Annotated in this window: 21 protein-coding genes; 6 read left to right on the top strand and 15 right to left on the bottom strand. The window is 53.9% G+C overall.

The features are described from left to right. Positions 1 to 127 precede the first annotated feature (127 nt). From GHC22_RS00170 to rbsK, 6 genes are all read right to left on the bottom strand, one after another. A complete protein-coding gene (locus GHC22_RS00170; RefSeq protein ID WP_008786521.1) occupies positions 128 to 1,456 on the bottom strand; it encodes an MFS transporter in 1,329 nt (442 codons plus the stop codon). 9 nt (positions 1,457 to 1,465) lie between these two features. Next, positions 1,466 to 2,968, bottom strand: coding sequence for a signal transduction histidine-protein kinase/phosphatase UhpB (gene uhpB, locus GHC22_RS00165; protein ID WP_032945436.1), 1,503 nt, complete (start codon positions 2,966 to 2,968; stop codon positions 1,466 to 1,468). Continuing rightward, positions 2,965 to 3,558: a transcriptional regulator UhpA gene (gene uhpA / locus GHC22_RS00160; protein WP_003023923.1), complete on the bottom strand. Its 594-nt coding sequence runs from the start codon at positions 3,556 to 3,558 to the stop codon at positions 2,965 to 2,967. The genes uhpB and uhpA overlap by 4 nt, the downstream gene beginning before the upstream one ends. 153 nt (positions 3,559 to 3,711) lie before the next feature. Continuing rightward, positions 3,712 to 4,725, bottom strand: a complete 1,014-nt coding sequence (locus GHC22_RS00155) for an aldose 1-epimerase family protein (protein WP_048215247.1) — start codon at positions 4,723 to 4,725, stop codon at positions 3,712 to 3,714. Positions 4,726 to 4,736: 11 nt separating this feature from the next. Beyond that, on the bottom strand, positions 4,737 to 6,053 hold the full coding sequence (gene fucP, locus GHC22_RS00150; RefSeq protein ID WP_111464454.1) for an L-fucose:H+ symporter permease: 1,317 nt from the start codon (positions 6,051 to 6,053) through the stop codon (positions 4,737 to 4,739). A 27-nt stretch (positions 6,054 to 6,080) separates the two neighbouring features. Further along, complete coding sequence (gene rbsK, locus GHC22_RS00145; RefSeq protein ID WP_003827124.1) at positions 6,081 to 7,001, bottom strand: ribokinase; 921 nt, start codon at positions 6,999 to 7,001, stop codon at positions 6,081 to 6,083. A gap of 324 nt (positions 7,002 to 7,325) precedes the next feature. Here rbsK and GHC22_RS00140 point away from each other — a divergent pair, with 324 nt between their 5' ends. Beyond that, positions 7,326 to 8,111, top strand: a complete 786-nt coding sequence (locus GHC22_RS00140; RefSeq protein ID WP_003827122.1) for a DeoR family transcriptional regulator — start codon at positions 7,326 to 7,328, stop codon at positions 8,109 to 8,111. A gap of 1 nt (position 8,112) precedes the next feature. Here GHC22_RS00140 and ilvN read toward each other — a convergent pair whose 3' ends face one another. The 3 genes from ilvN to ivbL all read right to left on the bottom strand — a co-directional run bounded on the left by ilvN (position 8,113) and on the right by ivbL (position 10,301). Then, positions 8,113 to 8,403, bottom strand: coding sequence for an acetolactate synthase small subunit (ilvN, locus tag GHC22_RS00135; protein WP_003023914.1), 291 nt, complete (start codon positions 8,401 to 8,403; stop codon positions 8,113 to 8,115). Positions 8,404 to 8,406: 3 nt separating this feature from the next. Next, positions 8,407 to 10,095, bottom strand: coding sequence for an acetolactate synthase large subunit (ilvB, locus tag GHC22_RS00130; RefSeq protein ID WP_048215245.1), 1,689 nt, complete (start codon positions 10,093 to 10,095; stop codon positions 8,407 to 8,409). 107 nt (positions 10,096 to 10,202) lie between these two features. Continuing rightward, positions 10,203 to 10,301 carry an ilvB operon leader peptide IvbL gene (gene ivbL, locus GHC22_RS00125; protein WP_003827118.1) on the bottom strand — a complete coding sequence of 33 codons (99 nt, stop codon included), beginning with the start codon at positions 10,299 to 10,301 and terminating at the stop codon, positions 10,203 to 10,205. 522 nt (positions 10,302 to 10,823) lie between these two features. On the opposite strand from ivbL, the gene tisB reads away from it, so the two are divergent. The 3 genes from tisB to emrD all read left to right on the top strand — a co-directional run bounded on the left by tisB (position 10,824) and on the right by emrD (position 13,246). After that, positions 10,824 to 10,913 (top strand): type I toxin-antitoxin system toxin TisB, encoded by a 90-nt coding sequence (tisB, locus tag GHC22_RS00120; protein WP_003023909.1) that lies wholly within the window; start codon positions 10,824 to 10,826, stop codon positions 10,911 to 10,913. A 123-nt stretch (positions 10,914 to 11,036) separates the two neighbouring features. Beyond that, positions 11,037 to 11,870 (top strand): DMT family transporter, encoded by an 834-nt coding sequence (locus tag GHC22_RS00115; RefSeq protein ID WP_020996046.1) that lies wholly within the window; start codon positions 11,037 to 11,039, stop codon positions 11,868 to 11,870. A gap of 191 nt (positions 11,871 to 12,061) precedes the next feature. Continuing rightward, positions 12,062 to 13,246, top strand: a complete 1,185-nt coding sequence (gene emrD / locus GHC22_RS00110) for a multidrug efflux MFS transporter EmrD (RefSeq protein ID WP_153751981.1) — start codon at positions 12,062 to 12,064, stop codon at positions 13,244 to 13,246. On the opposite strand, the gene GHC22_RS00105 is transcribed toward emrD, so the two are convergent. Together GHC22_RS00105 and dsdC are read right to left on the bottom strand one after the other, a co-directional pair. After that, on the bottom strand, positions 13,173 to 14,255 hold the full coding sequence (locus GHC22_RS00105) for a cellulase family glycosylhydrolase (protein ID WP_153751980.1): 1,083 nt from the start codon (positions 14,253 to 14,255) through the stop codon (positions 13,173 to 13,175). The two genes, emrD and GHC22_RS00105, sit on opposite strands and share 74 nt — an antisense overlap. Before the next feature lie 78 nt (positions 14,256 to 14,333). Beyond that, entirely contained in the window at positions 14,334 to 15,260 is a 927-nt protein-coding gene (dsdC, locus tag GHC22_RS00100; protein WP_057067116.1) for a DNA-binding transcriptional regulator DsdC, read from the bottom strand. 229 nt (positions 15,261 to 15,489) lie between these two features. Here dsdC and dsdX point away from each other — a divergent pair, with 229 nt between their 5' ends. Further along, a complete protein-coding gene (gene dsdX / locus GHC22_RS00095; RefSeq protein ID WP_003827107.1) occupies positions 15,490 to 16,827 on the top strand; it encodes a D-serine transporter DsdX in 1,338 nt (445 codons plus the stop codon). Positions 16,828 to 16,844: 17 nt separating this feature from the next. Beyond that, a complete protein-coding gene (gene dsdA, locus GHC22_RS00090) occupies positions 16,845 to 18,167 on the top strand; it encodes a D-serine ammonia-lyase (RefSeq protein ID WP_153751978.1) in 1,323 nt (440 codons plus the stop codon). Between the two features lie 12 nt (positions 18,168 to 18,179). Here dsdA and GHC22_RS00085 read toward each other — a convergent pair whose 3' ends face one another. The 4 genes from GHC22_RS00085 to GHC22_RS00070 all read right to left on the bottom strand — a co-directional run bounded on the left by GHC22_RS00085 (position 18,180) and on the right by GHC22_RS00070 (position 21,253). Then, on the bottom strand, positions 18,180 to 18,692 hold the full coding sequence (locus tag GHC22_RS00085) for a radical SAM protein (protein WP_053069354.1): 513 nt from the start codon (positions 18,690 to 18,692) through the stop codon (positions 18,180 to 18,182). Positions 18,693 to 18,706: 14 nt separating this feature from the next. Continuing rightward, positions 18,707 to 19,069 carry a DUF202 domain-containing protein gene (locus GHC22_RS00080; protein WP_008786533.1) on the bottom strand — a complete coding sequence of 121 codons (363 nt, stop codon included), beginning with the start codon at positions 19,067 to 19,069 and terminating at the stop codon, positions 18,707 to 18,709. Next, on the bottom strand, positions 19,059 to 19,406 hold the full coding sequence (locus GHC22_RS00075; RefSeq protein ID WP_003023888.1) for a YidH family protein: 348 nt from the start codon (positions 19,404 to 19,406) through the stop codon (positions 19,059 to 19,061). The genes GHC22_RS00080 and GHC22_RS00075 overlap by 11 nt, the downstream gene beginning before the upstream one ends. 185 nt (positions 19,407 to 19,591) lie before the next feature. Continuing rightward, entirely contained in the window at positions 19,592 to 21,253 is a 1,662-nt protein-coding gene (locus GHC22_RS00070) for a putative transporter (RefSeq protein WP_071444544.1), read from the bottom strand. Between the last annotated feature and the right edge of the window lie 69 nt (positions 21,254 to 21,322).

Raw genomic sequence — 21,322 nt, 5'->3', positions numbered from 1 at the left:
TAATTTTTATACCTGCGAATAGCAGGCATTGTAAAAATCAGCCGGAAGACGCGCCTGAGACAGCGTCCAGGTGAAACCGGGAAAATTTCTTAGTTTTGCTCCACTCGGGGCAAAAAGGTGAGGTACATCACGCTTCGTTGAGTTCGCGCGGAGCCTGGGCGTTTAAAAACGGCAGCAGCAGCAGCGCGGAAATTCCCGCCGCAATAGCGATCACCACAAAGAATCCGGTCCAGTGCCAGACCTCCATCACCTTCGCCAGCGGCCAGCCGGAGAGCGATGCCCCCAGATAAGCAAACAGCCCGACAAATCCGGTTGCCGCGCCCGCCGCCTCTTTGTGCGAACACTCCGCCGCCGCCATGCCGATCAGCATCTGCGGGCCGAAGACGAAGAATCCGGTGGTGAAGAAGCACGCGGCCTGCATCACATAGCTGGCGAACGGCATTAGCCACAGCGAGCCAACGGAGAGCAAAATTCCGGCGGCGAAAATCAGGTTCATTGGACCGCGGTTGCCGTTAAACAGCTTGTCCGAGCCCCAGCCCGCGACCAACGCGCCGATGAAGCCGCCCAGCTCAAACATTGTCACGGCGGTATTGGCGGTCACCAGATCCACGCCGAGCGTCTCCGACATGTACAGATTGCCCCAGTCGTTAATCGCGGCACGGACCACGTACACCAGCACATAACACAGTGACAGCAGCCAGATATAAGGATTCAGTAGCACATAACGGGTGAGGATCTCTTTGCGGCTCAGCCCAGCGCCTTCCTGCTGTTGGGCAATTTCCAGTTCATCATGCCGCCAGTCGCCAATCGGCGGCAGACCAATCGCCTGCGGCCTGTCTCGCAGCCGCCAGCAGAGAAAAATCCCCACCACAATCGCCAGCAGCCCGGCGATCATCATCCCGGCGCGCCAGCCGTAGTGCAGCGCTGTCGCCGCCATCACGATTGGGATCAGCGCCCCGCCGACGTTGTGCGCGGTGTTCCACAGCGCCCACCAGCCGCCGCGTTCAGTACGCGAATACCACGCGGTCAATAAACGCGCGCAGACCGGCGATCCCCAGCCCTGGAAAAAGGCGTTCAGCGCCCACAGCACCGCAAAGGCCCATAGCGAGGTGGAGAATCCAAACAGAATGTTTACCACGCCGGTGGCAATCAGTCCGATGCCCATAAAATAGCGAGCGTTGGATCGGTCGCTGACGATACCGGAAACAAACTTCGACAGGCCGTAGGTGATGTAAAACAGCGTCGCCAGCAGCCCAATGTCGCTGCGAGTCAGCACGCCGCTGGTGAGGATATCCGGTACGGCGGCATTGAAGCTCTTGCGTGTGAAATAGAACAGCGCGTAGCCGAGCCAGATGGTGGTCAGGATATGCCGCCGCCAGTAGCGGTAGAGGGCATCCACTTCACGCTTATCAGTAATGAGCGGCGCACTGGCCGGAGCTTTTAAAAACGAAAACATGACCGCGCCTTACACATATCGCTGGGGTAACGACACGCTGACCCGCGTGCCGTGCGTACAGGAAATCGAGAGCGATCCGCCGAGGGCGCTAATCCGTTCACGCATCCCAGTGAGGCCAAATCCCTGTTGATTCGACCCTGGCGGCAGGCCGCTGCCGTCATCCTCAATTACCAGCATTAGCCGTTCATCCTGTTGCCAGCCCTGAAGCGTCACCGCGCTGGCGTTGGCGTGCTTAACGATGTTGTTCAGCCCTTCCTGACAGACGCGAAACAGCGTCACCCGCTGGCTTTCGCTAAGTGCAGATTCATCAATTCGCCAGTCGAGATGGCTGACGATACCGCGACTTTCCAGCTCCATTTCGCGCATCAGTGAGCGGATGGCCTGCTCCAGCGTGAGATCGTCCAGTTGACGTGGTCGCAGACGGCCTAACAGGCGACGCACCGAATCGTACACGCCGAGAGAAAGTTGTTCGATGTGCGCCCCGCTGCGCTTCACCCCTGCGTTTTCTGGCGCCAGCCGCTGAACAATACCCGCCTGGGTGCGAATGGCGGTGATGGTCTGGCCGATATCATCGTGCAGTTCGCGCGCCACATCCCGGCGCACGCTCTCTTCGGTTTCCAGCAGGCGTTCCGCCAGACGATGGTTGCGTGCTAATTCATTTTGCAGCGACTGGTTAAGTTCGCGCAGACGCTGAATACCCGCACCGAGCAGCAGCCCGGTCAGGCTTTGCACCAGCAGCGAGAGCAACAGATCGACGGGATGATCGTGCCAGGTCTGGCTGGCAATCAGCGCGATGGCGTTCATCAGCGTCGCAATCAGCGCCCCCTGCCAGCCGTAGTGCCAGGCCAGCGCAATGATCGGCAACGCGAGGCAAAACGGCGTGAAGCGCGAAAGTTCGGCGGGTAAACCGAGCTGTAGCCACAGGCTGACGCTAAACAGCAGCAGGTACCAGACCAGATGTCGCCCGCGCCAGTTCACCGGCTGCGACACCACCGCCGGGCCCAGCGGCAGCCAGGTCGTGCTGGTCAGATAGTGCCAGAACACCAGGCAGATCGGCGCCAGCGTTAATCCGCCGGTGAGCGTCAGCAGCAGCGCGTTCCACGCCTCTTCACCTTGCCCAAGCCAGGGCAGCGATTGCAGCAACGCCGCCGCCGTGAGCGCCGCGCCCTGCAACAGCAGCGTGCGCCAGTCGCGCTGATGGCGGTATCGCGAAATCAACATCACCGGGAGTAACGTGAGGAAGCTGCCGATCATCAAAAGTGGTAAATGGACCAGCGCCACTTCCTGCGCCAGCCAGAAAAGAAGCAGCCATTCCGCGCCCAGCAGCACCGGCCAGTAGCCGCGCGGACATTGCAGCATCAGTCCCAGACGCAGACCAAACGGAAACAGCAGTACCGCCAGCTCCGGGCGCTCAACCAGATGCAGGCTGATGCTCCACAGGCAAAACCACGCGGCAGAGAAGATAAAGAAGCAGGCAACAACAGTGATTAACCGGGAACAGAGCGTGTTCATTGCCAGCCGTCAAACATCCGTCGGGCCAGTTCGACGTCGTTGCTGACGCCCAGCTTTTCCATCAGGTTGGCGCGATGCACGTGCACCGTTTTCGGCGACAGACCCAGTTCAGCGGCAATCTCTTTGACCGCCATACCTTGCGCCAGTTTTTCCGCCACCTGACGTTCGCGTTTGGTGAGCGGATCCTGACGACCGGCCGCCAGTTTGACGGCGATGTCCGGCGTCAGGTAACAGCCGCCAGTCGCTACGGTATGCACCGCCGCGATCAGCTCATCCGGGCTACAACGTTTAGAAAGGAAACCACGCGCGCCCGCGTTGAGCGCCTGCTCCACCAGCGCCGGGCTGTCGTGGACAGAGAGCATGATAATCGCCATTCCTTTTGGCAACTGGCTTAACAGTTCAAGACCGGAGATATCAGGCATCGAGATGTCGCAGATACACACCTGCACGCCGCGTCCCGGTAATCCCGCCAGCGCCTCACTGCCTGAGCCAAACTCAGCGACCACCTGCAAATCAGGTTCCAGCCCCAGCAGTTGGGCAAAGCCGGAGCGGACGATGAGGTGGTCGTCAATAAGGGCAACGGTAATCATGGGTTCATCCTGGCGCTAAGGCATGCCTGATGGCGCTACGCTTATCAGGCCTACGGGCGGGTGCCGTTGTAGGCCGGATAAGGCATTAATGCCGCCACCCAGCAAAAGCGCTTACCTTAACGATAAGTGCTTTGGTGTTCAAGCCTTGAGCGATCAGGCTATGCCAGTTGTGACTGTAAATGTCCGGGTGTGCTGCGGTTCTATTTCAATCAAGGTGCCATTGCGTTGTGCTGCCAGGAATCCTTCAGGTCGACAGGTTGCAGGCAAGGCGAATGCCGCAACCTGCTGATCGCCGTTATAGAGGATCCAACGCGTCACATAATTCAGCTCCGTGCTGGAGAAACGCGTAACGAACGTGGTGCCATCAGGCGCGATCATGCTAAATTCCGGCTTATCTGTGTACCTGTCCAGTTGGTCAGCAAAGAAGACAATTTCCGGATCGTAAAAATGCGGTTCATTGAGCCGCGCCAGAGAAGCCTCGCCCTGAACAATCCGCTGATTAAACGCCAGCCACTGCTCAGTCGGCTTAACATGCGCGGGTATCGACTCACGCAGCTTCATGGCCTCATCCGGAATATTCTGGCTGAAGGTAGCTTCCGGTACGTAGGCATAGTTCATATGGCACATGTACTGCAACGGCATTGCCACTGAGGCGAGGTTGGTAACCGCCATCTGAATATCAAACAGCGCGCTCGCTTTGTGCATTACCACCGCAGGATGCGCCTGATAATGATGACCGAACCCCATCACATACTCATAGCGTCCAGCCACGCGCAAATTCTCACCCTCCAGCTCCAGCCAGGCTTCATCCATCGCGGCACAAGCCATTTCACCGTGCAAAGGATGTGAATCCTCTGGTGATGGGCAGCCATTTGCCAACAGACCTGAGTGGAAGGCAAAACAGCCGTAGGTCGCCACCACTTCCGCCGCCGGTTTCGGCTGACTGAACATGTTGCGCATGGTCAGGTCATGGCCATCAAACTGAGCATCCCAGATCATCTGCCCCATCCAGGGCAGAATAACCAGATGTCCACGACTGTTTTCTACCTTCAGCCCTTCCACTCCGCTGGCGTAACGAAATGCGGTAACCGTAAAGTCGTTATTCTTCAGTAAGATTCGCGGATGCTCTGCAAAGAGTTCTCGCCACAGCGTTATACGTGTTGTCATGATCGCTCTCCTCAGGAAACGGTCGCTTCAGCCAGGTTGTGGCGCACTTTGCTTTCACGCCAGAAGTAGATACCGACGTACACGAAGCACAGCATGGAAACCAGGAACGAAAGTTGCAATGAATGGAACATATCGGCCACATAGCCCTGAATCGCCGGAACCACCGCCGCGCCGACAATCGCCATGACAATGACGGCACCCGCCATTTCGGTATGCTCGTTATCCACGGTATCAAGCGTACCCGCATAGATTGTCGCCCAGCAGGGTCCAAACAGGACACTCACCAGCACTGCGACATACACAGCGCTGAAGCTTGGCGCCAGTGCAACATAGACGAGGAACAGCGCACCAATAATGGAATAGAGAATCAGCACTTTTTCCGGATTGAAGCGCGTCATCAAAATGTTGGCGATAAACTTGCCGATAAAGAAGCAGGCGAAGCTATAGACCATGAAGGTTGAGGCGTCGCGCTCGTTGATATCACCTAATTCCAGTGCCAGACGGATGGTGAATGACCACACCGCGACCTGCATCCCCACATAAAGAAATTGCGCCACAATTCCACGACGGAAACGGGCATTGCTGGCCAGATAACGCAGTGTATCCATCGCTGACGGGCGTTTATGACTCGTGGTTTGCGCGACTTTACAGGTCGGGAAGCGAGTCAGCAGGAATAACACCATCACCACAACCAGTACCATAATCATGTACTTGTATGGCTCAAGGGTATTTTCCAGCATCAACACTTTAAAGTTATGGATCTGCTCAGCGTTCATCCCGGCCATCTGTTTTTCCAGGCTTTCACCTTCAGAGAAGACCAGATATTTACCCAGCAGAATGCCAGCAGCCGCACCAATAGGATAAAAAGTCTGACTGATGTTCAGGCGTAAAGTGGCATACGCTTTTGGGCCGATCATTGAGCTGTAGGTGTTGGCTGCTGTTTCCAGAAAGCTCAGACCAATCGCAATCGCGAAAATCGCCGCAAGGAACATGGTGTAGGTGGCCATGTGCGATGCCGGGAAAAAGAGCGTACACCCAACGATATAAAGGGTCAGCCCCATTAAGATGGCGACTTTATAACTGGTCTTTTTAATCACCAGAGATGCTGGAATCGCAATTAAAAAATAACCGCCATAAAAGGCACTCTGAACTAATGCCGAGGCAAAGTTGCTGAGTGAAAATACGCTTTTGAATTGCGTAATCAGAATATCATTTAATGCGGCTGCGCATCCCCATAACGGGAATAAACAGGATAACAAAATAAACTGGAACAGAGGGGTCTTATTCAAATAGCCGTCAGGCATCTGAATGATGTTTTTATCGTTCATAGTGCTACCTTTTACAGTGCAGGAGTATTATTCGTTTAAGGTAAGAAACTCATTAAATTGTTCGATGCTTGGATAAGATGATTGAGTGCCTTTCCCGGTAACGCTGAAAGCAGCGAAGAGAGCGGCTTTTTTCATGGCGGCTTCCACATCACCGCTTTGAACGTAATAGTGAGCAAAACAACCGATGAAAGCGTCGCCTGCACCACTGGTATCGACAGCGTTCACTTTAAACGCTGGAACATGGACTTCCTGGTCACGCGTCATCCACAGCGCACCTTTCTCACCCATGGTGACGATAATATTGTTCAGACCTTTATCAACCAGAGAACGTGCTGCTGCGCGAATATGGTCATAAGTATCCACTGGCATACCGGTTAATATTTCCAGCTCGGTTTCATTCGGTACAAAAAAATCACATTTACAGGCATAAGACATATCTAATTCCCGTAATGCAGGGGCGGGATTTAGTAACACTTCAATACCGTGTTTTTTGCCAAATTCAATCGCGTGATAAACAGTTTCCAGCTGCACTTCCAGTTGCAGGACAATAAGCTGACATTTTTTCAGATCTTCCGCCGCACGATCGATATCTTCCGGGGAGAGAAATTTGTTCGCTCCTTTAATAATCAGAATACTGTTGCTGGAGTTCGCATTAACAAAGATCGGTGCGACACCGCTGCTGGTGCAGGGTACCTTTTCGACATAGGTAGTATTAATTCCCCAGGATTCGAGATTGCGAATAGTGTTATCCGCAAAAATATCATCACCGACTTTTGTCAGCATCAGCACTTTGGAATTGAGCTTAGCGGCCGCAACGGCCTGATTTGCGCCTTTGCCCCCGCAGCCAATTTTGAACGCCGGTGCTTCCAGCGTTTCCCCTTCTTTGGGCATCTGGTTGATGTAGGTGATGAGATCCACCATGTTGGAGCCAATAACCGCGATATCCATTTTACTACCTCTCAGAAACAATCACACAACAATGATATTAAAATAACATTATCATGTTACTTTCGTATCATTTGTGACTAGGATCGCGATTGGAAGATCATTTTATTGTTTATTTATTGCACTAAACGTTACACCCACATCACAATACAAATGATGAAGTCGCTTACAATTGACTGAAAATTAACTGGATATAATCAATAAAACGTGAAAAAACACGCTTTTATTTCCGGATAGTCAGACGTATAGTAATGTGGCAATGTCATGTTCTCAGAAACACAAAAATGTTACTGAAGGAACATGGGAACATGATTCGTGGAGAAGCACATGGAAACTAAGCAAAAAGAACGTATTCGACGTCTGATGGAATTGTTGAAGAAGACCGACCGAATCCATCTGAAAGAGGCGGCACGAATGCTGGAAGTTTCCGTGATGACTATTCGTCGGGATCTCAGTCAGGATGACGAACCGTTACCACTCACGCTGCTTGGTGGTTACATTGTGATGGTGAACAAACCTGCTGCCATCGTTAACGCGCCACTCCCCGCGCAAAAACAGTATCACCGCGACGATTTACCGGTTGCCATTCTGGCTGCGGGACTGGTGAGTGAAAATGATCTGGTCTTTTTTGATAATGGTGCGGAAATGCCGTTGGTGGTCAGCATGATCCCGGACGATATTTCCTTTACCGGGATTTGCTACTCGCACCGGGTGTTCGTAGCGCTAAATGAAAAGCCCAATGCCACAGCGATTCTTTGCGGGGGGACCTACCGGGCGAAAAGTGACGCCTTTTACGACACCAGCAATCCCTCCCCGCTGGATGCACTCAACCCACGGAAAGTCTTTATCTCCGCCAGCGGAGTCCATGAGCATTTCGGCGTTAGCTGGTTCAATCCGGACGATCTGGCCACAAAACGCAAAGCGATGGAACGCGGATTACGCAAAATTCTGCTGACGCGCCACGCCCTGTTCGATGAGGTCGCCCCCGCCAGCATTGGTCCACTCTCCACCTTTGACGTACTGATAAGCGACCGTCCGTTACCGGCAGATTACGCAACCCACTGCCGGAACGGCTCTGTAAAAGTGATCACCCCGGATTCAGACGGCGACTAACTCACTCAAAGAACACGGTAATTTTGTTAAACATCGACGGATCGGACTGGTTGCGGGCCACTTTCACCACATCTTCCAGCTTGTCGATCTGGCTTATCATCTGCTCAAGACGTTGATCGTCGTTGACCAGTAGCCAGATGCGGCTCTTATCGCTGTCCTGAATCGGTAGACAGAGAATGCCTTCTACGTTGAACGCGCGGCGGGCGAACAGCCCGCAAACGTGAGTCATTACGCCCGGATGGTTGCGTACGGTGAGTTCCAGGATTACGTTGTCATGTGTCTGCTGTTGCATGGCTTATTCCCCCACCATTTCTGTGTTTGCCGCACCCGGCGGCACCATCGGGTACACTTTTTGTTCGGCATCGATGCGCACGTGAATCAGCGCAGGCCCAGGACGATTAATAATCTCCTGCAACGCTGCCTGTGGGTCCGCTTCGTTATTCAGATCGCAGGTTTCGAGACCAAACCCGGCGGCTATCTGCATAAAGTTAATCATCCCCGGATAGGTCGCGGCAAAAACACCCTGCTTATAGAACAGACTCTGCTGCTGATATACAAGACCCAACGCTTCGTTATTCATCAGGATGATTTTAATATCCAGCTGATTTTCGCTGGCTGTCGCCATTTCCTGAATATTCATCATCAGGCTGCCGTCGCCGGAGAAGCACAGCACTTTTTTGTCGGGATTGGCCAGCGCTGCACCAATTGCCGCTGGCAGGCCAAAGCCCATAGTTCCCAGACCGCCAGAGGTCAGCCACTGACGCGGACGGTTCAGCGGATAAGCCTGTGCCGCCCACATCTGATGCTGGCCTACGTCGGTGGTGATAATAGCGCTATCGTCTACGCAGGCAGCCACGGCGTTGATCAATCCATAGTGGCTGAGCGGGTCGCTTTCCTGCGGAATAGTGCAAGGGAATTCACGTTGTAAATCGGCCACCGTCTGATGCCACGACTCTCGCGGCTGCGCGTCAATTAATGGGATCAATTGTGCAAGAACCTCATCGACATCCGCCTGAATCGCCACGTGCGGTTGTTTGATTTTACCCAGCTCCGCGCGGTCGATATCCACGTGAATGATTTTGGCGTTCGGGCAGAACTGCTCCGTTTTACCAATCGCCCGGTCATCAAAACGTGCGCCCAGAACAATCAATAAATCCGCTTCTTGCAGAATAAAGTTAGTGCTACGCGCGCCGTGCATGCCCAGCATGCCTAACGACAGCGGATGCGCTTTCGGCAACATACCGAGCGCCATTAAGGTCATAGTGGTGGGCAGCATCGCTTTTTCCGCCAGTTCACGTACGCGCTCAGGTGCGTTAATCACGCCGCCGCCGAGGTACAGCACCGGACGCTGTGCGGCGTTAATCATGGCTGCGGCATCGCGAATGCTGTCCTGGCTGAACGCTGGTGCCGCCATTTTCTGCGCAGGCTCCGGCATCTCTTCAATGTCAAAAACGGCGGTTTGAATATCCTTAGGAATGTCTATCCACACCGGGCCTGGACGTCCGGACTGCGCAATGCGGAACGCATCGCTCATGACCTGCGGTAATTCACTGATATGGCGGACCAGATAGTTGTGCTTAGTGATGGGGATAGAGATGCCGTAGGTGTCGACTTCCTGGAAGGCGTCGGTGCCTATCATTGAGGCCGGAACCTGCCCGGTGATACACACCAGCGGGATGGAATCCAGACGCGCATCGGCAATGGCGGTCACCAGATTGGTTGCGCCCGGTCCGCTGCAGGCCATACAGACGGCGGGTTTGCCATCGGTTCTCGCCATTCCCTGCGCGATAAACCCTGCTCCTTGCTCGTGGCGCGCCAGGATATGACGGATTTGCGTGCTTTGACTTAAGGCGTCATAGACGGGAAGAATCGATCCGCCGGGAATACCGGTAACAACCTGAATCCCCTGGCGTTCCAGGAAATGAACGATGAATTCTGCGCCCGTAAAACGCGTACGCTTGGATGTTATGCCCGAACTTGCCATGCTCCAGTCCTTTTATTCTGGGCCTTTGCTCCGGGCAGGTCTCTGAAACGAAAAACCCCGCCCGGTTTGCGCCGGCGGGGTTTTGGAATCGTGTGTTGATTCGGACCCTACGGCGCATTGCCGACGACCACCACCACACGCACGACGACCGCTGCGCGAGATGGCGCAGTTTTTAGTAGGGTCGCAGTCAGCATGGAAGGGTTCATTAGGGACCTGTCTGTTTGTTGATTAACTGGATTTATACAAACACAGGTTTTTCAGCGTGACAATGGAAAAATTTTCATCTGCATAAAAATGCGTCAACGATCACATTTCGTTGTGCATTGCTGAAAAACAAAAAACCCCGCCGGAGCGAGGTTTTTTTCAGTGCTGTGCGGTTGGTAGCCGCCGAACACACTGTGTTATGTCAACGAAAAAAGTATACGCGTTCTGCGAAGAACACGCAATTTCGGCACGAATTTTGATGGTTTTGAGTATGGAACATGAATAGCGTAACGTCCATAAAATACTGTTAATTTATACAGTGTTTATCTATAATGTCTCGGTACGCAATGTGTTATGCGGGGGCCGCATCGTAAACCGGCGCATCAAAGTCCTGGCTGAAACGGGTGGTGCCGTCAGCGCCTTAACCCCCGAGTGAGCACACTGTGTTATGTCAACAAAGGTGCTGGCAACAGGCAGCGGCGAGGTACGTCAGCACCGTGCTCCTTGTACCAAAAGGAGAGCGTATGAGCCTCGTGGATATCGCTATTCTTATCCTCAAACTCATTGTTGCAGCACTGCAACTACTTGATGCCGTTCTGAAATACGTTAAGTAATTCGGATTCAAGTCGCACCTAAGGGGGGCGGGTAACACTCCGCTCCCCTTTCACCTTCTCCCTGGTGCTTGTGTCGCGCCAATATGTTACGTTTTTATGACATTCTCAGGGAAGAATTCCACCATGACGCTTTCTGTTTTCTGCATTTTGCTGTTCGCCGCGCTGCTGCATGCCAGCTGGAATGCCATTGTTAAAGCTGGAAACGATAAACTGTACTCAGCGATCGGTGTCAGCGGTTCTGCTGCAATTATGGCATTGATTTGCTTACCCTTTGCGCCGCAACCTTCCGCCGCCAGCCTGCCGTTTTTAGCCGTCTCAACTGCGTTGCAAATTGTATATACCGTCCTGGTCGCCAAAACCTATCAGGTTTCGGATATGAGCCAGACCTATCCGTTAATGCGCGGCACAGCGCCGCTGCTGGTTGCAATTATCAGCGTCCTGTTTCTTGGCGATAGCCTCTCTGTTCTAGCCTGGGTGGGGATTGCCACGATCTGTCTGGCGATCCTCGGCATGGCGTTTAACGGACGCAGCAGCTCGCAACGCGGGATCGTGCTGGCGCTCATTAACGCCTGCTTTATCGCCGGATATACGCTGGTTGATGGCACCGGCGTACGTTTATCAGAAACCGCGCTGGGTTATACGCTGTGGACCTTCTTTCTGAACGGCTCCTGCCTGCTGGGCTGGGCGATGATTGCCCGACGCCGGGAAGCGTCGCGCTATCTGGTACAGCAGTGGAAGAAAGGTATTCTTGGCGGGATTGGCACAATGGGTTCTTACGGTCTGGCGCTGTGGGCCATGACTCAGGCTCCGTTGGCGGTAGTCGCTGCGCTGCGTGAAACTTCCATCCTGTTTGGCGCGCTGCTCGCGTGGCTGCTACTGAAAGAGAAGGTTGCCGGAATACGTCTTGTTGCGGCTGGAGGCATTGCCATAGGCGCAGTTTTGCTACGCTTATCATGACCTCTGTAAACCCGATGCAATCCGGCAACATTTGTTGCCGCTTTTTGTTTACATTTCCTGCCGTTCATCGTTTAAACATTCCAGCCCACTATCTGGCCTTCTTTTTCTGTTGTGGTAGATTCCACGCGCATTTACGGGAAAGTGCAGCACCTTATTCTTATTTTTTCACTTTTTGAAAAGTAATCAGCGAAATGAAAAGGCATAGAAGCGTCAATTTGTTGTTGATGTTGGTATTACTGGTGGCGGTAGGTCAGATGGCGCAAACCATTTATATCCCCGCGATTGCTGATATGGCGCGTGAACTGAACGTTCGCGAAGGGGCGGTGCAAAGCGTGATGGCCGCCTATCTGTTGACCTACGGCCTGTCACAACTGATTTACGGCCCACTTTCCGATCGCGTTGGCCGCCGCCCGGTGATCCTCGCCGGGATGTCCATTTTTATGCTGGCTACGCTGGTCGCCATAACCACCCACAGCCTGACGGTATTGATTATCGCCAGCGCAATACAGGGGATGGGAACAGGCGTCGGCGGCGTGATGGCGCGAACGTTACCGCGCGATTTGTATGAAGGCACGCAGTTACGCCATGCGAACAGCCTGTTAAACATGGGGATTCTGGTTAGCCCACTGCTGGCACCATTGATTGGCGGTATGCTGGATACCCTGTGGAACTGGCGCGCCTGTTACATCTTCCTGCTGGTGCTGTGTGCAGGCGTCACGTTTAGCATGGCGCGCTGGATGCCGGAAACGCGCCCCGCAGGTGCGCCGCGTCCACGGCTTATCGCCAGCTACAAAACGCTGTTTGGCAACAGCTCTTTCACCTGTTACGTGCTGATGCTGATCGGCGGCCTGGCGGGCGTTGCGGTCTTCGAAGCCTGTTCCGGGGTGTTGTTAGGCGCGCGTCTCGGCTTAAGCAGCATGGTGGTCAGTATCCTGTTTATTCTGCCCATTCCGGCGGCGTTTTTTGGTGCCTGGTTCGCCGGTCGCCCGAATAAGAGTTTCTCGACGCTAATGTGGCAGTCAGTTATCTGCTGTCTGGTCGCCGGTTTGATGATGTGGATCCCTGGTCTGTTCGACGTGATGAACGTCTGGACGCTGCTGGTTCCCGCCGCACTGTTTTTCTTCGGCGCCGGGATGCTGTTTCCGCTGGCAACCAGCGGCGCAATGGAGCCTTTCCCGTTCCTGGCCGGTACTGCTGGTGCGCTGGTTGGTGGATTACAGAACATTGGTTCCGGCGTGCTGGCGTGGTTCTCTGCCATGCTGCCGCAGACCGGGCAAGCCAGTCTGGGCCTGCTGATGACCCTTATGGGGCTGTTGATTTTTGTTTGCTGGCTTCCGCTGGCGTCACGCGTGTCGCATCAGGGACAGGCGGTTTAAGCGTATGATGGCCCGGCTTCTCGCCGGGCTTTTCACACTCAGGGGCAATCATGGTATTCAACAACGGCTCCAGCGCCGGTCTCCATGCCCCTTCCTCACCATCATAGAACTGCGTATCCGCATTGATAGCATAGGGAACTTTCGCTTTCTTCAGCTCGCAAGCCATAAAGCGGGCAAACGCCATTTGCGAGGCAGAAGGCGCGTTCCTGATGGTTTCTCCCGGCGACCAGCCTCCTACCCAACTAACATGACCGGTTTTCTGCTGCCAGTGAATGGCAGTATTGATACGGGCGCGAATGGCGGCCTTTTCTGCCGCTGTCCCTGAGGTCCACGGGTATTTACCGTTATTTTTCAGCGGCCCCCACGGGAAAATATGCCATTGGGCCAGCACGGTATTCTGACTTTGCGGCGGCAACTTTAGGTTGGGCAAATCTTCCGGAGCGGCATGCAGTTTCGGCGCGATAAATATCATTCGCTGTGGATCGATGGCATGGATGGTACGGATGGTTTTGTCATACACCCTATTGAGCGACGCCTGATTATGGTTGAGCTTATCGGCAGGTTCATAAATCAGGTCGAAACCCAGCAACGGCGAGCTTTGGCCAAAGTAATGCGCCACCGCCACCCACCAGTTAACCACCTCTTTTTCGTTACTGGCACTGGGGTCTTTTTTATACTCGTCAGCCTGATAGGCGATTATCGGGATCACGCCATACTGCTCGCAGGCTTCCACCAGCTTGCGCAGATGAATGAGCCGCGCCTCCGTAGGCTCACCCGCCACGCGAATGCGCACGTGGGTCAACCCTTTCGCCTTATAATCCCGCACCACCAGCGGATCGAATTCACGGATGCCCCGATCGGTACGCGCCCAATCTACGTTCATCCCAACCCCAAGCTGCTGCACATACTGCGCCGCCGTCAACACAGGTTGCGCGGCACACACGGTGGCGCTGGCCAACAGTAAAAGGGAAACAATCGGCTTTAACACGGTCGTCCTTACGCAAATCATCAGGAGTGATATCACGTATTTAGCACGCTTTTTCACTTTCCGTGTAGAGCGAAAGCGTAAAAAATATTCGCGACCCGCTTATTTAACCTGCTCCTGTAGCCAGCCAATAAACGCCTCGATTTTCGGCCACTGCCTGCCGGGCAGCGTGGTGATGTAGTAATGCTGATGACATTTCAGCGCCATATCGCCAAAAGGCGCAATCAATTCTCCGCTGTCGAGGCGTTTTTGCACCAGCCGTTTTCGGCCCATCGCTACGCCGATATGGTTCATTGCCGCAATCACTGCTAAATCAGAACGATCAAAACCAATCCCCGACGATGTCGGCAAATTCGCCGCAAAATTCTGCGCCCAACTGTGCCACTCATCGGTCCCGGAATCGTTACTCCACGCCTGTCTGTCGTGCAGCAACGTACAGTGCGGCAAATTCACCAGCGAACCGGTAAGGTCATGGCGGCGGGCGTAGTCCGGACTGCACACCGGCAGGATCTCTTCATCCATCAGGAAGTGATGCGTGAGTTGCGCGGAGGGTGCATCGTCAAAATAGATGGCGAGATCGATACCCGCACGCTGTAGATTGACGTTGTCGTTCCCGGTCAACATGGTTAGCGAAATTGACGGGTAGCGACGGGTAAAGTCGCCGAGCGCCGGAACCAGCCAGCACTGGGCGATAGAAGGTCGTGAGTAGACGGTGAGCGTCCCCGAGAGCTCCTGATTCTTAATATCAAGAATCTCCTGGTTGAGCGTGTCCAGTGACGACTTCAGCGCCCAAAATACCCGTTTGCCCTCATGAGTGAGTTCCACTTTGCGATGAGAACGAACAAATAATTGGATACCAAGCTCATCTTCAAGCTGATTTATGCGATGGCTGACGGCGCTGGGGCTCAATGACAGCTCGTCTGCCGCCAGCGCAAACGACTGATGCCGGGCCGCCACTTCAAAAGTATACAGCTTTGACAACTGCCAGCCGTTGAGCAGCCGGTTTCTGACTTCGCGTAGGGGATCCATTCTCACCTCCTTTCCTTCTGATTCATGCGCTGGAGTGTAAAAAAGTTCGCTGCAAAAATCAGCTCAAAGGTGAATCAGAGTGAACCATATCGCATAAACAAAGCGCAATTAGACATAAATCACTCATTTGATGCAATCTGGCTCATGTGAAGGGGGATTTATATCGTTTGTCAGACCATGCCTTATTTTTGTCCAATAACCCTATATTAATCACAGGGCAAGGTGAGTTATGCACTCTCAAATCTGGGTTGTGAGCACGCTGCTGATAAGCATCGTGTTAATCGTTTTGACCATCGTGAAGTTCAAATTCCACCCGTTTCTGGCGCTACTGTTAGCCAGCTTCTTCGTGGGTACGATGATGGGCATGGGGCCGTTGGATATGGTCAATGCAATTGAGAGTGGCATCGGCGGTACGCTGGGCTTCCTCGCCGCGGTTATCGGCCTTGGGACCATTCTGGGCAAAATGATGGAAGTGTCCGGCGCAGCCGAACGCATTGGCCTGACGCTGCAGCGCTGCCGCTGGCTATCCGCCGACGTCATTATGGTTCTGGTTGGGCTGATTTGCGGGATCACGCTGTTTGTTGAAGTCGGCGTGGTGCTGTTGATTCCACTGGCCTTTTCAATTGCCAAGAAAACCAATACTTCATTACTGAAGCTGGCGATTCCGCTGTGTACGGCGCTGATGGCGGTGCACTGCGTGGTACCACCGCATCCGGCTGCCCTGTTCGTGGCGAACAAGCTGGGCGCAGACATTGGCACCGTGATTGTCTACGGCTTACTGGTCGGCTTGATGGCCTCGCTGATAGGCGGTCCTCTGTACCTGAAATTCCTGGGTAACCGTCTGCCGTTTAAACCGGTTCCGGCTGAGTTTTCTGACCTTAAAGTGCGTGACGAAAGTACGCTACCGTCGCTTGGTGCTACGCTGTTTACCGTTCTGCTACCGATTGGCCTGATGCTGGTAAAAACCGTCGCTGAGCTGAACATGGCGAAAGGCAGCACGGTATATACGCTGCTGGAGTTTATTGGTAACCCGATCACCGCGATGTTTATTGCCGTTTTCGTTGCCTATTACATTCTCGGCCTGCGTCAGCACATCGGTATGGGTACGTTGCTGACCCACACTGAAAACGGTTTTGGCTCCATAGCTAACATTCTGTTGATTATCGGCGCAGGCGGCGCATTCAACGCTATCCTCAAGAGCAGTGGGCTGGCGGATACTCTTGCGCTGATCCTCTCGAACATGCATATGCACCCGATTCTGCTGGCGTGGCTGGTGGCGTTAATCCTGCATGCTGCGGTGGGTTCCGCCACGGTGGCAATGATGGGCGCCACGGCAATCGTTGCACCGATGCTGCCGCTCTATCCCAACGTCAGCCCGGAGATCATCGCCATTGCTATCGGTTCCGGCGCTATTGGCTGCACGATCGTTACCGATTCCCTCTTCTGGCTGGTGAAGCAATACTGCGGTGCCACCCTGAATGAAACGTTTAAATACTATACGACCGCGACATTTATCGCGTCCGTGATTGCACTGGCTTGCACATTCCTGCTTTCCTTTATTATCTAAGCGCAAAGAGACTGACTATGGAAAACATTCAAACACTTATCGCCCAGTATCCTTTAGTGGAAGATCTGGTTGCTCTCAAGGAGACAACCTGGTTTAACCCTGGCACCACCTCTCTTGCGGAAGGTTTACTGTATGTTGGCCTGACTGAACACGATGTTCAGGATGCTCACGCCCGTCTGACGCGCTTTGCGCCGTACCTGGCAAAGGCATTCCCGGAAACCGCGGCCACCGGCGGCATTATTGAATCTGAGCTGGCCGCGATTCCGGCCATGCAAAAGCGGCTGGAGAAAGAGTACGGGCAGCGCATCAATGGCAAAATTCTGCTGAAGAAAGACAGTCACCTGCCAATTTCTGGCTCGATTAAAGCCCGTGGTGGCATTTATGAAGTACTGACCCACGCGGAAAAACTGGCGCTGGAAGCCGGTCTGCTGACCACACAAGACGATTACAGCGTTCTGCTTTCGCCTGAGTTCAAACAGTTCTTTAGCCAGTACAGCATCGCGGTAGGCTCCACCGGTAACCTCGGCATGTCGATCGGTATAATGAGCGCCCGTATCGGCTTTAAGGTGACGGTGCATATGTCGGCCGACGCCCGCGCATGGAAAAAAGCCAAACTGCGCAGCCACGGTGTGACGGTCGTGGAGTATGAAGAAGATTACGGCGTGGCGGTTGAACAGGGCCGTAAGGCGGCGGAGTCCGATCCAAACTGCTTCTTTATCGATGATGAAAATTCCCGCACGCTGTTTTTAGGCTATGCGGTGGCCGGACAGCGCTTAAAGGCGCAGTTTGCCCAGCAGGGGCGCGTGGTGGATGCAGACCATCCACTGTTTGTTTACCTGCCATGCGGCGTCGGCGGTGGCCCTGGCGGTGTGGCGTTTGGCCTGAAGCTGGCGTTTGGCGATAACGTGCACTGCTTCTTCGCAGAACCAACCCATTCACCGTGCATGCTACTGGGGATTTATACCGGACTGCACGATACGATTTCCGTGCAGGATATTGGCATCGACAACCTGACGGCGGCTGATGGGCTGGCTGTCGGCCGTGCGTCTGGCTTTGTTGGCCGGGCAATGGAACGTCTGCTCGACGGTCTGTACACTCTGGACGATCAGACGATGTACGATATGCTGGGCTGGCTGGCGCAGGAAGAAGGTATTCGCCTCGAACCGTCAGCGCTGGCAGGGATGGCCGGTCCGCAACACGTTTGCGCCTCTGCTGACTATCAGCACATGCACGGCTTCAGCGCGGATCAGCTCAATAACGCCACTCATCTGGTGTGGGCGACCGGCGGTGGAATGGTCCCGGAAGATGAAATGGCGCAGTATCTGGCCAAAGGACGTTAAATACAGCTGAGCTTAACGCAGCATCGCCATCAGCTCCATCGGTGAGCGATGCTGCTTAAGCAGGTCACGCATCACGCGCATATGCGGTGCGGTATGGCTGAAGAAAGCCTGATAGCCTGCACACAGCACGCCCTTTCCATTTTCCTCGCAGTACGCAGGACAATCACCGTGGTAATATTGAAACAATGAGCATGTCTGGCAACGCGTATTCATTGATGACATGGTCTGTCGTTCAATCTGTGCCGTCAGACCACACCACTGGCGAAGCGTTTTATCGAAAAGCTGGATAGATATCTGATTAATATCTTCACGTACCCAGATATCAAATATCGTAATTAAAAATCGGCCCCATGCCTCAGACGTAACCGATTCGTCTGTCAGATGACCTGAACCATCGAGCTTAACCAGCGGAATAAACTGTACCAGGCGAACATTTCCTTGTTGCAAACCACGGTACACTTCAACCGGTTGTAAACACTTCTGATGGTCAATCACCACGTTTAAAACATCATCACTAACATCCATGTTCTCACATCCTGTCATGCAAAATTCCCGATAAATACGATAAGTTGGCGAACATGCGTTACAGCAAACAGCATTGCGAGGGATAACACCGCGAGGGAGATCATAAATTTGTCACGCACCGCGCGAGATTCAGAAAAATCGCTATGACTCACATCCATCAGATTACGGCTGCGGGTGTAGCGCCAGAGGATAATCGCCACTATCGCCAGCACAACTATCGATATCCAGAACAGCACTCCCGCCTGGTGCCAGTTGTGCTTAATCGCCAGCGCCATTAACGCGCCATAGCCCAACAACGTGCGAAACCAGGCCAGTGAAGTCCGCTCCGGTTGTAACCCCGGGTCAGCGATGCGTCGCGATTTGCGGCTATCCGGCATACAGCACCAGCGTCATGACAATCACCGCCACAATAGTCAGCATGACGCTGATAATCAGCAGGCTGTGGGTGTAGGGCAAGTCTTCTTTCAATCGCATCGCCTTTTCGTTACGTAGCCAGCGCAGGTAGCCGTAGATCGCCAGACCGCCGGCAAACAGACACAGCAACAAGGCAAGCGCCTCACGGATGACCGGCGTGGCAAAATCCGGGGCCAGTTGATCAAGGCCAACCCCCGCCGCCAGAAATCCGAGCGCGGTGCGGATCCACGCCAGAAAGGTACGTTCATTTGCCAGCGAGAAGCGATAATCCGGTGCTTCTCCAAGGCGAGAAATCTTCATGACAGCTCCTTAAATATTGTTGTCTGGTCGTTATACCGGAACAGTTAAGGAGTATGAACCTGATTCTCAAACGAGAGGGCGAGTCGGGTGATGAGACAATGGGAAAGAGAGAGGGTGTTTGTAATACCGGATGTAGAGTTGCGTTTTATCCGGCCTACAGGAGATGCAGGCCGGATAAGTCAGTTTTAACCTAATCCCCAGAAGAGCACCGCCAACAGTTGCGGGGTGATAATCCTCAGGAACATGACCAGCGGATAAACGGTTGCGTAGGAGAGCGCAGCCGCCCCGCTGGTGGCATGCAGGTTATTAGCAAACGCCAGAGCCGGGGGATCTGTCATTGAGCCAGCCAACATGCCGCACAGCGTCAGATAGTTCATTTTGGCAAAGATTCGCGCCAGCAAGCCCACGGTAATGAGCGGAATCGCGGTAATGAAAATACCGTAACCCACCCAGCTCAGACCATCTCCCTGTGTTAGGGTATCGACAAAATCACCGCCTGACTTCAGACCCACCACTGCAAGAAACAGCACGATACCCAACTCTCGCAACGCCAGGTTAGCGCTGGGAGGCATAAACCAGTACAGCTTACCGATGCTACCAATACGCCCCAGGATCAGGGCCATAATCAGCGGGCCACCAGCCAGACCCAGTTTTAACGCCACCGGGAACCCCGGGATGAACAGCGGGATTGAACCCAGTAGAACACCCAGCCCGATACCGATAAATACCGGCAGCATCTGCACCTGCTGCAGTTTTTGCTGCGCGTTACCCACAACATTGGCAACGGCATCAATGGACGAAGGACGTCCCACCAGATTGAGGATATCCCCGAATTGCAGGCTGGCGTCACTGCTGGCTACCAGCTCAACACCCGCGCGGTTCAGGCGGGAAATCACCACGTCGTAACGCTCTTTGAAATGCAGGTCGCGGATTCGTTTACCCAGTACCTGTTCGTTGGTCACCACCACGCGTTCGACGCGTAAATCGGTACCTCGCGTAGACAGCGATGTGTCTACCTCCTGCCCAATCACCACCTGCGCGTTATGCAGGTCAGCAGGCTGTCCGACCAGGTGTAGCAGGTCGCCCATCTGGATAATCGTCCCTGGCGACGGCACCATCAATGTCTCGTCACGTTTCAGACGCGAGCAGATGATTTTGTCGCTGTTCAGAATCGGGACATCCTGAATCGCCATATTGTTGATGTTTGGGTTTTCCACGCGGATGTTCATCGTCTGAATCAGTGCGTGCCCGTTGGTCAGCGTGGATTCATGCTGCTGGGCTTCAGCATCGACGTTAACGCGGAAAATAAGGCGCATCAGCCACATGGTCAGTAAAATTCCGCAGATGCCGAAAGGATAAGCCATGGCATAGCTCATCCCCATCTGGTCAACCACATCGCCAGGCGTACCTAAATCGCGCAGAATTTGCTGCCCCGCACCTAACGCGGGGGTATTGGTGACCGCTCCAGAGAATATTCCCAGCACCACAGGGAGAGGAATGGCAAAAATCTTATGCAGGATCGCGGTGACCAGGCCACCCATGATGACAATCAGCACAGCAAACAGATTCAGCCGCAGGCCCGAAACGCGCAGAGAAGCAAAAAAGCCCGGCCCCACCTGAATACCAATGGTGTAGACGAAAAGAATCAGGCCAAATTCCTGAATAAAATGCAGCATGTCGCCGCTCAGGGTCATCCCTGCCTGATCGACAAAATGCCCGACGATAATACCGCCGAACAGCACGCCTCCAATGCCAAAACCCACGCCACGTATTTTTATGTTGCCGATCCATAACCCGACAACTGCCACTAATGCCAGAACGCTGACCGTCAATGCTATATCACTCATATCCTGTTCCCTGTGAATAACATCATTAAGTAAATGGATTCTCGCAGAGTACAGTCGCAATGTATGGGT

It is taken from the genome of Citrobacter sp. H12-3-2 (genome assembly GCF_009649895.1).
Taxonomy (GTDB): domain Bacteria; phylum Pseudomonadota; class Gammaproteobacteria; order Enterobacterales; family Enterobacteriaceae; genus Citrobacter; species Citrobacter portucalensis.
This window is presented reverse-complemented; position numbering and strand designations above follow the sequence as displayed.